Annotated in this window: 13 protein-coding genes; 9 read left to right on the top strand and 4 right to left on the bottom strand. The window is 69.0% G+C overall.

Annotated features, from left to right (window positions below; translation table 11 throughout):
* The first annotated feature begins 5 nt into the window (after positions 1-5).
* The 9 genes from rpsE to pth all read left to right on the top strand — a co-directional run bounded on the left by rpsE (position 6) and on the right by pth (position 7,817).
* On the top strand, positions 6-611 hold the full coding sequence (rpsE, locus tag ACFWEP_RS01045) for a 30S ribosomal protein S5 (protein ID WP_266705207.1): 606 nt from the start codon (positions 6-8) through the stop codon (positions 609-611).
* Positions 611-793 carry a 50S ribosomal protein L30 gene (gene rpmD, locus ACFWEP_RS01050; protein ID WP_219611742.1) on the top strand — a complete coding sequence of 61 codons (183 nt, stop codon included), beginning with the start codon at positions 611-613 and terminating at the stop codon, positions 791-793. Before rpsE ends, rpmD begins: the two co-directional genes overlap by 1 nt.
* Position 794: 1 nt before the next feature.
* Positions 795-1,250: a 50S ribosomal protein L15 gene (gene rplO, locus ACFWEP_RS01055; protein ID WP_328721293.1), complete on the top strand. Its 456-nt coding sequence runs from the start codon at positions 795-797 to the stop codon at positions 1,248-1,250.
* A 232-nt stretch (positions 1,251-1,482) separates the two neighbouring features.
* A complete protein-coding gene (secY, locus tag ACFWEP_RS01060; RefSeq protein ID WP_387363489.1) occupies positions 1,483-2,802 on the top strand; it encodes a preprotein translocase subunit SecY in 1,320 nt (439 codons plus the stop codon).
* Positions 2,802-3,458 carry an adenylate kinase gene (locus ACFWEP_RS01065; RefSeq protein ID WP_387363492.1) on the top strand — a complete coding sequence of 219 codons (657 nt, stop codon included), beginning with the start codon at positions 2,802-2,804 and terminating at the stop codon, positions 3,456-3,458. The genes secY and ACFWEP_RS01065 overlap by 1 nt, the downstream gene beginning before the upstream one ends.
* A gap of 151 nt (positions 3,459-3,609) precedes the next feature.
* Positions 3,610-5,055: a bifunctional UDP-N-acetylglucosamine diphosphorylase/glucosamine-1-phosphate N-acetyltransferase GlmU gene (gene glmU / locus ACFWEP_RS01070; RefSeq protein ID WP_387363495.1), complete on the top strand. Its 1,446-nt coding sequence runs from the start codon at positions 3,610-3,612 to the stop codon at positions 5,053-5,055.
* A gap of 120 nt (positions 5,056-5,175) precedes the next feature.
* Positions 5,176-6,156, top strand: coding sequence for a ribose-phosphate diphosphokinase (locus tag ACFWEP_RS01075; RefSeq protein ID WP_387363498.1), 981 nt, complete (start codon positions 5,176-5,178; stop codon positions 6,154-6,156).
* 289 nt (positions 6,157-6,445) lie between these two features.
* Entirely contained in the window at positions 6,446-7,027 is a 582-nt protein-coding gene (locus ACFWEP_RS01080; protein ID WP_387363501.1) for a 50S ribosomal protein L25/general stress protein Ctc, read from the top strand.
* Positions 7,028-7,223: 196 nt separating this feature from the next.
* Complete coding sequence (gene pth, locus ACFWEP_RS01085; RefSeq protein ID WP_387363504.1) at positions 7,224-7,817, top strand: aminoacyl-tRNA hydrolase; 594 nt, start codon at positions 7,224-7,226, stop codon at positions 7,815-7,817.
* A 64-nt stretch (positions 7,818-7,881) separates the two neighbouring features.
* On the opposite strand, the gene ACFWEP_RS01090 is transcribed toward pth, so the two are convergent.
* The 4 genes from ACFWEP_RS01090 to ACFWEP_RS01105 form a co-directional block, all read right to left on the bottom strand.
* On the bottom strand, positions 7,882-8,271 hold the full coding sequence (locus ACFWEP_RS01090) for a hypothetical protein (protein WP_387363507.1): 390 nt from the start codon (positions 8,269-8,271) through the stop codon (positions 7,882-7,884).
* 451 nt (positions 8,272-8,722) lie between these two features.
* A complete protein-coding gene (locus tag ACFWEP_RS01095) occupies positions 8,723-9,640 on the bottom strand; it encodes a Gfo/Idh/MocA family protein (protein WP_387363510.1) in 918 nt (305 codons plus the stop codon).
* Between the two features lie 75 nt (positions 9,641-9,715).
* On the bottom strand, positions 9,716-10,951 hold the full coding sequence (locus tag ACFWEP_RS01100) for an ROK family protein (RefSeq protein ID WP_387363513.1): 1,236 nt from the start codon (positions 10,949-10,951) through the stop codon (positions 9,716-9,718).
* A gap of 117 nt (positions 10,952-11,068) precedes the next feature.
* Positions 11,069-11,935, bottom strand: a complete 867-nt coding sequence (locus ACFWEP_RS01105; protein ID WP_387363673.1) for a carbohydrate ABC transporter permease — start codon at positions 11,933-11,935, stop codon at positions 11,069-11,071.
* Between the last annotated feature and the right edge of the window lie 57 nt (positions 11,936-11,992).

Below are 11,992 nucleotides of genomic sequence, written 5' to 3' on the forward strand. Positions count from 1 at the left end.
TTCCAATGGCTGGACCCCAGCGCCGCGGAAGCGGTGCCGGTGGCGGCGAGCGGCGGGACCGGAAGGGCCGTGACGGTGGCCCCAGCGCCGCCGAGAAGACCGCGTACGTTGAGCGCGTTGTCGCGATCAACCGCGTCGCCAAGGTTGTGAAGGGTGGTCGTCGCTTCAGCTTCACCGCGCTGGTCGTGGTGGGCGATGGTGACGGCACCGTCGGTGTCGGTTACGGCAAGGCCAAGGAAGTTCCCGCGGCCATCGCCAAGGGTGTCGAGGAAGCCAAGAAGTCCTTCTTCAAGGTTCCGCGCATCCAGGGCACGATTCCTCACCCGATCACGGGCGAGAAGGCTGCGGGCGTCGTCCTGCTCAAGCCTGCTTCCCCGGGTACCGGCGTTATCGCCGGTGGTCCGGTGCGTGCCGTGCTCGAGTGCGCCGGCGTCCACGACATCCTGTCGAAGTCGCTCGGTTCTTCCAACGCGATCAACATCGTGCACGCGACCGTGGCGGCCCTCCAGGGCCTGCAGCGTCCCGAGGAGATCGCGGCCCGCCGCGGTCTGCCTCTCGAGGACGTCGCTCCCGCGGCTCTGCTCCGTGCGCGTGCCGGGGCTGGTGCGTAATGGCCAGCCTCAAGATCACGCAGACGAAGTCGTACATCGGTAGCAAGCAGAACCACCGCGACACCCTGCGTTCGCTCGGGCTCAAGCGCCTGCACGACGTGGTTGTCAAGGAGGACCGCCCCGAGTTCCGCGGAATGGTTCACACCGTCCGCCACCTCGTGACGGTTGAGGAGGTTGACTGACATGGCGGAGAACAGCCCGCTGAAGGCCCACAACCTCCGGCCTGCCCCGGGCGCCAAGACCGCCAAGACCCGTGTGGGTCGTGGTGAGGCGTCCAAGGGTAAGACCGCAGGTCGTGGTACCAAGGGAACGAAGGCTCGTTACCAGGTTCCGCAGCGCTTCGAGGGTGGCCAGATGCCCCTCCACATGCGCCTGCCGAAGCTCAAGGGCTTCAAGAACCCGTTCCGCACGGAGTACCAGGTCGTGAACCTGGACAAGCTCGCGACGCTCTACCCCGAGGGTGGAGAGGTCACGGTGGCCGGTCTGGTCGCCAAGGGCGCCGTGCGCAACAACCACCTCGTCAAGGTCCTCGGACAGGGCGAGATCTCCGTGGCGCTGCAGGTTTCGGTTGACGCCGTCTCCGGCTCCGCCAAGGAGAAGATTGCCGCCGCCGGCGGCACCGTCACCGAGCTCGTCTGAGACAACTCGGACAACTCGATGTACTGAACACCCGACCGGGGATGCCTCTTCCAAGAGGCATCCCCGGTTGGTCGTTCCTAGGGGGGCATGGTCGCCGGTAAGGTGGCGTGAGTTGTGTGCTAACCCCTCGGGCACCCGCCCTGGGACACTTTGACTTTTTTTGTGTCCGTCGTATCCGTCGAACCTCAAGACCGTCACCTCTACGCATAGCGCGGGGGTCGCAGGAGGCACCGTGCTCACCGCGTTCGCCCGGGCGTTCAAGACGCCCGACCTGCGCAAGAAGCTGCTCTTCACGCTCGGCATCATCGTTCTCTATCGGCTCGGGGCCCACATCCCCGTACCGGGAGTGAGTTACGAGAACGTCCAGACCTGTATCGACCAGGCCAGCAAGGGCAATAACAGCCTCTTCGGTCTCGTCAACATGTTCAGCGGTGGTGCGCTGCTGCAGATCACGATCTTCGCGCTCGGCATCATGCCGTACATCACGGCCAGCATCATTCTTCAGCTGCTGACCGTGGTCATCCCCCGGCTGGAGGCCCTCAAGAAGGAGGGACAGTCCGGGCAGACCAAGATCACTCAGTACACGCGTTACCTCACGGTCGCGCTGGCCATCCTCCAGGGCACCGGCCTCGTGGCCACCGCCCGCAGCGGCGCGCTCTTCAGCAGCTGCTCGGTGGGCGACCAGATCGTCCCCAACTCGTCGATCTTCACCACGATCGTCATGGTCGTCACGATGACGGCCGGCACCGCCTGCGTCATGTGGCTCGGTGAGCTCATCACCGACCGCGGCATCGGTAACGGCATGTCGATCCTGATGTTCATCTCGATCGCCGCCAGCTTCCCGAGCGCCCTGTGGGCCATCAAGGAGAGCGGCAAGCTCGCCGACGGCTGGATCGAGTTCGGCACGGTCATCCTCATCGGCTTCGTGATGGTGGGCCTCGTCGTCTTCGTCGAGCAGGCCCAGCGCCGCATCCCGGTGCAGTACGCGAAGCGCATGATCGGGCGCCGTTCCTACGGCGGTACGTCCACGTACATCCCGCTCAAGGTGAACCAGGCGGGCGTTATCCCCGTCATCTTCGCCTCCTCGCTCCTCTACATCCCGGCCCTGATCGTCCAGTTCTCCAACTCCAACGCGGGCTGGGCGAACTGGATCAAGGACCACTTCGTCAAGGGCGACCACCCGTACTACATCGCGTCCTACTTCCTCCTGATCGTCTTCTTCGCGTTCTTCTACGTGGCGATCTCGTTCAACCCCGAAGAAGTAGCCGACAACATGAAGAAGTATGGTGGGTTCATCCCGGGTATCCGGGCAGGTCGACCTACAGCCGAGTATCTGAGCTACGTGCTCAACAGGATCACTTGGCCGGGCTCGCTGTACCTGGGTCTGATCGCTCTGGTGCCGACGATGGCGTTGGCAGGCTTCGGCGGTGCTAACCAGAACTTCCCGTTCGGCGGGACGAGCATCCTCATCATCGTGGGTGTGGGTCTGGAAACCGTGAAGCAGATCGAGAGTCAGCTCCAGCAGCGCAATTACGAAGGGTTCCTCCGCTGATGCGAATCGTCCTCGTCGGGCCTCCTGGTGCCGGCAAGGGAACGCAGGCCGCGTACCTTGCCAAGAACCTGTCGATTCCGCACATCTCCACGGGCGACCTCTTCCGCGCCAACATCAGCCAGGGCACCGACCTTGGCAAGGAGGCCCGGTCCTACATGGACAAGGGCCAGCTGGTGCCGGACGAGGTGACCAACGCGATGGCTGAGGACCGCATGTCCCAGCCCGACGCGGCCGGTGGCTTCCTGCTCGACGGCTTCCCGCGCAACGTCGGCCAGGCCGAGGCGCTGGATGAGATGCTCAAGAGCAAGGGTGTGGCACTCGACGCGGTCCTGGACCTGGAGGTCCCCGAGGACGAGGTCGTGAAGCGGATCGCGGGTCGCCGCATCTGCCGCAACGACAGCTCGCACGTCTTCCACGTCGCGTACAACCAGCCGGAGACCGAGGGTGTCTGCGACATCTGCGGCGGCGAGCTGTACCAGCGGGACGACGACAACGAGGAGACGGTCCGCACCCGGCTCGAGGTCTACCACACGCAGACCGAGCCGATCATCGACTACTACCGCGAGCAGGGACTGGTCGTGACCATCCCCGCCCTCGGCAAGGTCACCGAAGTGACCGAGCGGGCCATGGCGGCGCTCAAGTCCGACGAGGGCTGAGCACCACCCACGCAGTAACTTCCACAGCCGGCCGCGGTGCCGGTCCCGGCCACCTCGGCCGGGACCCGCTGCGCGTTCGGCCCGCCCGGCCGCCCTGAGGGCTCCCCGGTATCCTGCGGGTGACCGCACCCGAAAGCCGAAGGGCACATCCGTGAGCGCCAACAGCCCCGCAGCAGTCGTCGTCCTCGCAGCGGGTGGAGGCACCCGCATGAAGTCGAAGACGCCCAAGGTCCTCCACGAGGTCGCCGGACGCTCGCTCGTCGGGCACGTCGTCGCCGCAGCCCGTGAACTCGCGCCGGAACACCTCGTCGTGGTGGTCGGGCACGCCGGCGAGCAGGTCGTCGCGCACCTCACGGAGACGGACGCGGGCGTACGCACCGCCTTCCAGGCCGAGCAGAACGGCACCGGGCACGCCACCCGCATCGGGCTGCAGGAACTCGGCGGCGTCGAGGGCACCGTGATCGTCGTCTGCGGCGACACCCCGCTGCTCTCCGGTGCGACGCTCGGCGCGCTCGCCGCCACCCACGCCTCGGACGGCAACGCCGTCACCGTGCTCACCGCCGAGGTGCCCGACTCCACCGGGTACGGCCGGATCGTGCGCGACGCCGTCACCGGCGCCGTCACCGAGATCGTCGAGCACAAGGACGCGAGCCCGTCCCAGCACGCGATCCGGGAGATCAACTCCGGGGTCTTCGCCTTCGACGGCCGGCTGCTCGCGGACGCGCTGGGCAAGCTGCGCTCCGACAACAGCCAGGGCGAGGAGTACCTCACCGACGTGCTGTCCCTCGTGCGCGAGGCGGGCCACCGGGTCGGCGCCTCGGTCGCCGGCGACCACCGGGAGATCCTCGGCATCAACAACCGCGTACAGCTCGCCGAGGCCCGCCGCCTGCTCAACCAGCGGTTGCTGGAAGAGGCCATGCTGGCCGGCGTGACGATCGTGGACCCGGCCTCGACGCTCGTCGACGTGACGGTCACCTTCGGACAGGACGCGGTGGTGCACCCCGGTACGCAGCTGCTCGGAAACACCCACGTCGCCGAGGACGCCGAAGTCGGCCCGAACTCGCGGCTGAAGGACACCGTCGTCCATGAGGGCGCCCGGGTGGACAACACCGTCTCCGACAGTGCCGAGATCGGCCCCGGCGCCACCGTGGGCCCCTACGCCTATCTGCGGCCCGGCACGAAGCTCGGGGCGAAGGCGAAGGCCGGTACGTACGTCGAGATGAAGAACGCCACGATCGGCGAGGGGACCAAGGTCCCCCACCTGTCCTACGTGGGCGACGCGACCATCGGCGACCACAGCAACATCGGCGCCGCCAGCGTGTTCGTGAACTACGACGGGGTGGCCAAGCACCACACGACGATCGGCTCTCACTGCCGCACCGGCTCGGACAATATGTTTGTGGCACCGGTCACGGTCGGCGACGGGGTTTACACCGCCGCGGGCTCGGTCATCACCAAGGATGTACCCGCGGGTTCCCTGGCCGTCGCCCGGGGCCAGCAGCGGAATATCGAGGGTTGGGTCGCGCGCAAGCGGCCCGGAAGCGCCGCCGCTCAGGCCGCCTTGGCCGCCACGCAGGATTCCGACGGCGAAAGCTGACCGGAAACACGTGCGCCGGACTCGGCGTACCGTGATAGATGCTCACCCATTTCGGCTGGCACGTTGCACATCGGGACAGATGCGTGCAGCGGTCAGATACACGTCTGAGGAGACTGTGCTGTGACCGGGATCAAGACGACCGGCGAGAAGAAACTCATGCTCTTCTCCGGCCGCGCCCACCCCGAGCTGGCCGAGGAGGTCGCACACCAGCTGGGTGTCGGTCTCGTGCCGACGAAGGCCTTCGATTTCGCCAACGGTGAGATCTACGTACGCTTCCAGGAGTCCGCCCGCGGCGCCGACTGCTTCCTGATCCAGAGCCACACGGCTCCGATCAACAAGTGGATCATGGAGCAGCTGATCATGCTGGACGCGCTCAAGCGCGCCTCGGCACGTTCGGTGACGGTGATCGTGCCGTTCTACGGTTACGCACGCCAGGACAAGAAGCACCGCGGTCGCGAGCCGATCTCGGCCCGTCTGGTCGCGGACCTGATGAAGACGGCGGGTGCCGACCGCATCCTCACCGTCGACCTGCACACCGACCAGATCCAGGGCTTCTTCGACGGTCCGGTCGACCACCTCTTCGCGCTGCCGATCCTGGCCGACTACGTCGGCGCCAAGGTCGACCGCTCGAAGCTGACGATCGTCTCCCCGGACGCCGGCCGCGTGCGCGTCGCCGACCGCTGGTGCGACCGCCTGGACGCCCCGCTGGCGATCGTGCACAAGCGCCGCGACAAGGACGTCCCGAACCAGGTCAGCGTCCACGAGGTCGTCGGCAACGTCGAGGGCCGGGTCTGCGTCCTGGTCGACGACATGATCGACACCGGTGGCACGATCTGCGCCGCCGCCGACGCCCTGTTCGCGCACGGTGCCGAGGACGTCATAGTGACGGCCACCCACGGTGTCCTCTCGGGCCCGGCCGCGGACCGGCTGAAGAACTCCAAGGTCAGCGAGTTCGTCTTCACGGACACCCTGCCGACCCCGGGCGAGCTGGAGCTCGACAAGATCACGGTGCTCTCCATCGCCCCGACGATCGCGCGCGCGGTGCGCGAGGTCTTCGAGGACGGTTCGGTCACCAGCCTGTTCGAGAGCGACGAGCACTGATCGGGACGGGTCGGTGCTGAATCGCGCCGACCGGTGACGGTGACCCTCACCGCCGCACGAAGCTCCGCCACGTGGCACGAGTAACCCGCAGGTCACAGGGGTACTCGTGCCGGCGGGACTGATCCACTTGGGGGACGGCCTCCCCGCCGGGTAGACTCACTGAGTTGCTCGGCGAGGGAGGCCGTACTCATGTACGGCGCTCCGTTATCGACGCGCTCTTCGTAGCAGGCCATCAAGTCGTGGCCGGGTGACCAGTTCCGTTTTCCGTCACCTCACGAGGAGTGCAGCCATGGCCGACCAGATCAACCTCGCCGTCGAAGCCCGTTCCGAGTTCGGCAAGGGTGCCGCCCGTCGCGCCCGCCGCGCCAACCTGGTTCCCGCGGTCGTCTACGGCCACGGCGCCGAGTCCGTGCACATCAACCTGCCGGCCCACGAGCTGCAGCTCGCGCTCCGCACCCCGAACGTCCTGATCGGCCTCGAGCTCGACGGCAAGAGCGCGCTGGTCATCCCGAAGGCCGTGCAGCGCAACGCCCTCAAGGGCAACATCGAGCACGTCGACCTGCTGACCGTGAAGCGCGGCGAGAAGGTCAACGTCGAGATCGCGGTCGAGACCGAGGGCGACCTGGCCCCGGGCGCCTTCCTGCTGGAGTTCGTCCAGAACACTCTGAGCGTCGAGGCCGAGGCCACCCACATCCCCGAGTCCGTGACGGTCTCCGTCGCCGGTCTCACCGCCGGTGACTCGATCCTCGCGAAGGACATCACGCTGCCGAAGGGCTCCGTGCTCTCCGGTGACGAGGACGCCATCGTGCTCCAGGTCGTCGCCGCGCAGGCCGAGGAGCCGTCCGCCGAGGCCGAGACCACCGAGGCCTGAGCCTCGACCTCGTCCGACCTGCTTGACTGACGGGGCGGCGGCCTCCCTTCACGGGGGGCCGTCGCCCCGTCGGCCTGTGCGGGGCGCCTCCAGGCGCACCACACCCGGGCGCCTCCAGGCCCGTACAACACCCGTACCAGCCCCGCCCCCCGGCCGTCCTTCCCGCGCGGCCCGCATCCGAGGAGACAGCGCGCAGATGTCCGACGTCACCGATCCCTGGCTCGTCGTGGGCCTCGGCAACCCCGGCCCCGAGTACACCGCGAACCGCCACAACGTCGGCTTCATGGTCGCCGACCTGCTGGCGGAGCGGATCGGCGGGAAGTTCAAGCGGGCGCAGAAGGCGCAGGCGCAGGTGCTGGAGGGCCGCATCGGCCCGCCCGGACCGGCGAACCGGCGGGTGATCCTGGCGAAGCCGCAGTCGTACATGAACCTGTCGGGCGGCCCGGTGACGGCGCTCCGCGACTTCTACAAGGTGCCGACCGACCATGTCGTCGCGATCCACGACGAGTTGGACATCGACTTCGGGGCGCTGCGGCTGAAGCTGGGCGGAGGCGACAACGGGCACAACGGCCTGAAGTCGATGACGAAGTCGATGGGCCCCGAGTACCACCGGGTGCGCTTCGGCATCGGCCGCCCGCCGGGCCGGATGCAGGTCGCCGACTTCGTGCTGAAGGACTTCTCCTCCACCGAACGCAAGGAGCTGGCCTACCTGGTGGACCGGGCGGCGGACGCGGTGGAGTCGCTGCTCGCGGACGGCCTGGAGCGGGCCCAGGGGGCGTACAACTCCTGAGTGGCCGGGGGCCGTGACCGGCTGTCCGCCGGGGCGGCCCGCGGGCCGGCCCGGCGTCCGCCCCTCAGGCGGACGGCCAGAAGGAGACCGCGACCGCTACCCACACCACGCCCGCACCGGCAGCCCCGTACAGGGCGGCCTTGCTCACCTGGACCCGGCGCTCGGGGTGCTTCATCTGTTCTGCGGTCGCCGCCACGAATTTCTTCGCCAACAGACCGAAAAGGATGAGGAGCAGCACCAGGGTGACGCAGTAGAGATACAGCGTGACTTCGACCGAATAGTCCCTCACCGCCGCGTAACCGGGCACCAGGACCATGGCGAGGAGTGGCATGGCCACGGCCGTGAGCCACCTCAGCTTGCCCGCCGGATACAGCACGTACATTCCGGCCGCATGGGCGACGGTGACGACTCCCGCGATGATCCACCACGTGGCGGCGGTCAGATCGGAAAGCATGATCGCGATTCCCCCCAAGGTCATGCACGATGCGATTTCTCATGACGGGGAGCCAGGTTTCCCGGCGTACTCACGCCCCCAGGACCGCCGTCGTGGTGATCGTAGACACTCCCTCTCCGGCAGCGCACGGACAGCCTCCGGCAATAAACCCGGCCGTATTCTTCCGCTTTCCGGCAAGGTATCTCCGTCACAGCCCCGTCCGGGTTTTCGGCTCCGGCCGGAACATCCGCGACGGCACGGCCCACCCACCGAATGCCGCACTTATGAGCGACCATTTCCCAGGCAACCATTCCCCCTCGGAATTCACCCTGGATTCGCCCCGCGTTCGAACAACTCGGCGGAACACCCGGACCGACCGTGGCGGAAGAGAAATGCGCTCCGCTCCCGGCCCCCGCACCCGCACCCCGCCCCCCGCCGGGCTGAGGGGCCCGCCGGCCCGGCCGGTGGCCCGTCAGGCGGCCTGCGGGCGGGCCTGGTCGAGCAGCCGCTGGATGCGCAGACCTCGCGCCGCGTCGATGCCGGTGCTCCTTCCGGTGCGCACGGCGTCGGCGAACTCGCGGCGGAGCACCGGCCAGCACTCCTCGTGGTCGATACCGGCGGTGTCGTAGACCAACTCCTCCCCGGCCCCGAAGAGTTCGATACGCGTACGCGCGCCGGGCAGTCGGACGCTCCCGGACAGCGATGCCTGGCTGACCGCGCCGTTCTCGTGTTCGCAGGTCAGCTCGATCCAGCGGCGGGGGTCGCCGGTCCCGCGTACGGAGACGATCGGGGCGACCGCGCTGTCGAGCAGGTCCAGCAGGTGCGGTCCGAGGTCGAGCAGCGCGCCGTGTTCCAGCCGCCAGGACGTGGCGAACTCTCCGCCGAGAAAGGCCCCGTGGAGGTAGCAGGAGCGGGCACCGGTGAACTCGCGGCCGGCCGCTTCGGCGAGGAAGGCGCGGGTCGCGGGGTGGTAGCGCTTGGTGAGGACGAGTTGAGAGACCACCCCGTGCTCGGCGACCGCGTCGGCGACCGTGCGGGCGGCGGCGAGGTCGGCGCCGAGCGGCTTCTCCAGCAGCAGGGCCTTGCCGGCCTTGGCCGCGTGGACGGCGAGCGACGCCTGCACGGCGGGCGGTACGGCGAAGGCGACCGCGTCGCAGCCGTCGAGCAGTTCCTCGAAGGAGCCGGCGGCCGTCGTCCCGTAAGCGCCCGCGACCTCGGCGGCGGCCTCAAAGCGCCGGGCCCAGACCCCGGTCAGCGTGGTCTCGGGTCCGGCCGCCAGCATCCGGGCGTGCATGGTGCGGGCCCACGGCCCCGCCCCGACCAGACCGACGCGCACCGGCGGATACGGCCAGGCGTCGGACGGGGTGCTGGTGGCGGGGCTCTGGGACATGGTGCTCTCCATCGAGGTGCGTACGGCGGGGGTGCGTGCCGGGCGTCGCCGGACAGGCGGGACTTTCGGCCCGGGTCAGCCGGCCGCGCCCGCGGCGAGGCGGGCGTCGGCCCGGTCGGGGTCGTAGAGGCGCTCGACCACCATGACGGCCGCTCCGGCGAGGGCGGCGCGGTCGCCGAGCGAGGTGGTGACCACCTGGAGGTTGGCGGTGGTGCGGGGCATGGCCCGCTGGTAGAGGAGTTCGCGTACGCCGGTGAGGAACGGGGTGCTCGCGAGGTCGCCGCCGAGCATCAGGACGCCCGGGTTGAGGAGGGTGACCACGGTGACGAGCACCTCGCCGACACGCTGTCCGGCGGCGCGGGCGAGCCGGAGGGCGTCCGGCTGTCCGGCGGCGAGGTGGCGGCGCACGTCGGAGCCGGAGGCGGTGGGGACTCCGGCGGCGGTGAGCTGTTCGGCGATGGCCCGGCCGCTCGCCACGGCGGCGAGGCAGCCGTAGGAACCGCACATGCAGAGCGCGTCGAGCCGGTCGTGCAGGCGGATGTGGCCGATGTCGCCGGAGCCGCCGTCGATGCCCCGGTACATCTCGCCGCCCACGACCATGCCCGCACCGATGCCGGTGGACGCCTTGACCAGCACGAACGCGCCGCAGTCGGCGTAGTTCTCGCGCTGCTCGGCCAGCGCCATGAGGTTGGCGTCGTTGTCGACGTAGACGGGCAGGGACTCGGTGCCCGCGGCCGTCGCCCCGGAGACGGCGGGCCCGAAGGCGTCCGGGCCGAAGTGCTCCGCGAGTGCGGCGCGCATCCGCTCGCGTACGGGGAAGCGGTCCCAGCCGGGCATGATCGGCGGCTGGACGACCTGGGCGCTCTCCCAGTCGACGGGTCCGGGGACGGAGAGGCCGACGCCGCAGACCCGGTCCGGTGCGGCGCCCGCTTCCTCCAGGAGCGGCCCGAACCAGCGGGCGATCCGGTCGAGGACGATGTCGGGGCCGTCGGCGATGACCAGGGTCCCGGTCCGCTCGGCGAGGACCTTCCCGGACAGGTCGACGACGGCGGCGCGGCCGTGCCGGGTCTCCAGGTCCGCGACGAGCACCACGGCGTGCGTGGGGTCGAACTCCAGCCGGGAGGATGGGCGTCCGCCGGTGGACGTACCGGTCGCGCCGCGCAGCCAGCCGGCTCCGAAGAGCTGGTCGAGGCGATGTCCGACGGTCGACCGGGAGAGGCCGGTGGCCTGTTGGAGCTCGCCGCGGGTGGTGGCCTCGCCGCTGCGGATGAGCCGCAGCAGGTGCCCCGCGCTCGCCTGGTTTCCTGCCATCGTCGCCGTCCTCGTCCCGTCTCTCGTGCCCCCGTGGGCCGGCCTGCGGCCGCGCCTCCCCTCGGGGCGCGGCCGCCAGTGACCCGGCGTCAGCCGGTCTTCCTCACTGCCAGGTTGTCAGCCCTTGTCCGCGCCGCTGGTCAGCCCCTCGGTGAGGAGCCGCTCGGAGGCGAAGAAAAGGATTACCACGGGAATGGTGAGGATGACCGAACCGGCCATCAGGACCGTCTTGGAGACCTCGATGCCGTTGGCGAGCTGCTGGAGGCCGAGGGAGACCGTCCACTTGTCCGGATCGGCGGCGAGGAAGAGGAGCGCGAAGAGGAACTCGTTCCAGGCGATCATGAAGACGTAGAGCCCGGTCGCCATCAGGGTGGGCAGCGCGAGCGGCAGGATCACCCTGCGCACGGTCTGGAGGCGGGAGGCGCCGTCGATGGCGGCGGCCTCCTCGATGGAGAACGGGATGGTGACGAAGTAGTTCTTCATCATGTAGATCGAGACAGGGACCGTCTGCGCGATGTACACGATGGCGAGTCCGACGAGGCTGCCGGAGAGCCCCATCTTGGCGAACATCACGAAGAGCGGGACGGCGAGCAGGGTGGCCGGGAAGAGGTAGACGGCCAGGAAGAGCGCGCTGACGTGCCTGCTGCCGAAGAACTTGAGGCGGCTGACGGCGTACGCGCCGGGTACGGCGGCGGCCAGCGTCAGCAGGACGGTGGCGACGGCCACCAGGGCGGAGTTGCCCAGCATGCCGAGGAAGCCCTGGCCGCCGTCCTCGGTGGACTTCAGGACGCTGCGGTAGGTGTCGAGGGTGAAGTCCTTCGAGGAGACCCAGAGGCTCCCGGGGTCCACCAGCAGCGAGTCGATGGGCTTCACCGACAGCAGCAGCATGTAGTAGAAGGGCACGATCGTGATCACCGCGAGGAAGGCGATCACGACCCAGCGGGCGATGCCGAAGAACCGTTCCTCGAACTGGGCGCGGCTCATGCGCCGCTTGCGCGGGGCGGGGCCGGCGGTGCCGCCGGGACGGGTGGCCTCGGGCCG

The organism is Streptomyces sp. NPDC060198 (assembly GCF_042728415.1).
Classification (GTDB): domain Bacteria; phylum Actinomycetota; class Actinomycetes; order Streptomycetales; family Streptomycetaceae; genus Streptomyces.

Coding starts and splice junctions, on each gene's coding strand:
- ACFWEP_RS01080 (WP_387363501.1), top strand. CDS start 6,446: ATGGCCGACCAGATCAACCTCGCCGTCGAAGCCCGTTCCGAGTTCGGC.
- rpsE (WP_266705207.1), top strand. CDS start 6: ATGGCTGGACCCCAGCGCCGCGGAAGCGGTGCCGGTGGCGGCGAGCGG.
- ACFWEP_RS01100 (WP_387363513.1), bottom strand. CDS start 10,951: ATGGCAGGAAACCAGGCGAGCGCGGGGCACCTGCTGCGGCTCATCCGC.
- rpmD (WP_219611742.1), top strand. CDS start 611: ATGGCCAGCCTCAAGATCACGCAGACGAAGTCGTACATCGGTAGCAAG.
- ACFWEP_RS01095 (WP_387363510.1), bottom strand. CDS start 9,640: ATGTCCCAGAGCCCCGCCACCAGCACCCCGTCCGACGCCTGGCCGTAT.
- pth (WP_387363504.1), top strand. CDS start 7,224: ATGTCCGACGTCACCGATCCCTGGCTCGTCGTGGGCCTCGGCAACCCC.
- ACFWEP_RS01105 (WP_387363673.1), bottom strand. CDS start 11,935: ATGAGCCGCGCCCAGTTCGAGGAACGGTTCTTCGGCATCGCCCGCTGG.
- ACFWEP_RS01065 (WP_387363492.1), top strand. CDS start 2,802: ATGCGAATCGTCCTCGTCGGGCCTCCTGGTGCCGGCAAGGGAACGCAG.
- ACFWEP_RS01090 (WP_387363507.1), bottom strand. CDS start 8,271: ATGCTTTCCGATCTGACCGCCGCCACGTGGTGGATCATCGCGGGAGTC.
- rplO (WP_328721293.1), top strand. CDS start 795: ATGGCGGAGAACAGCCCGCTGAAGGCCCACAACCTCCGGCCTGCCCCG.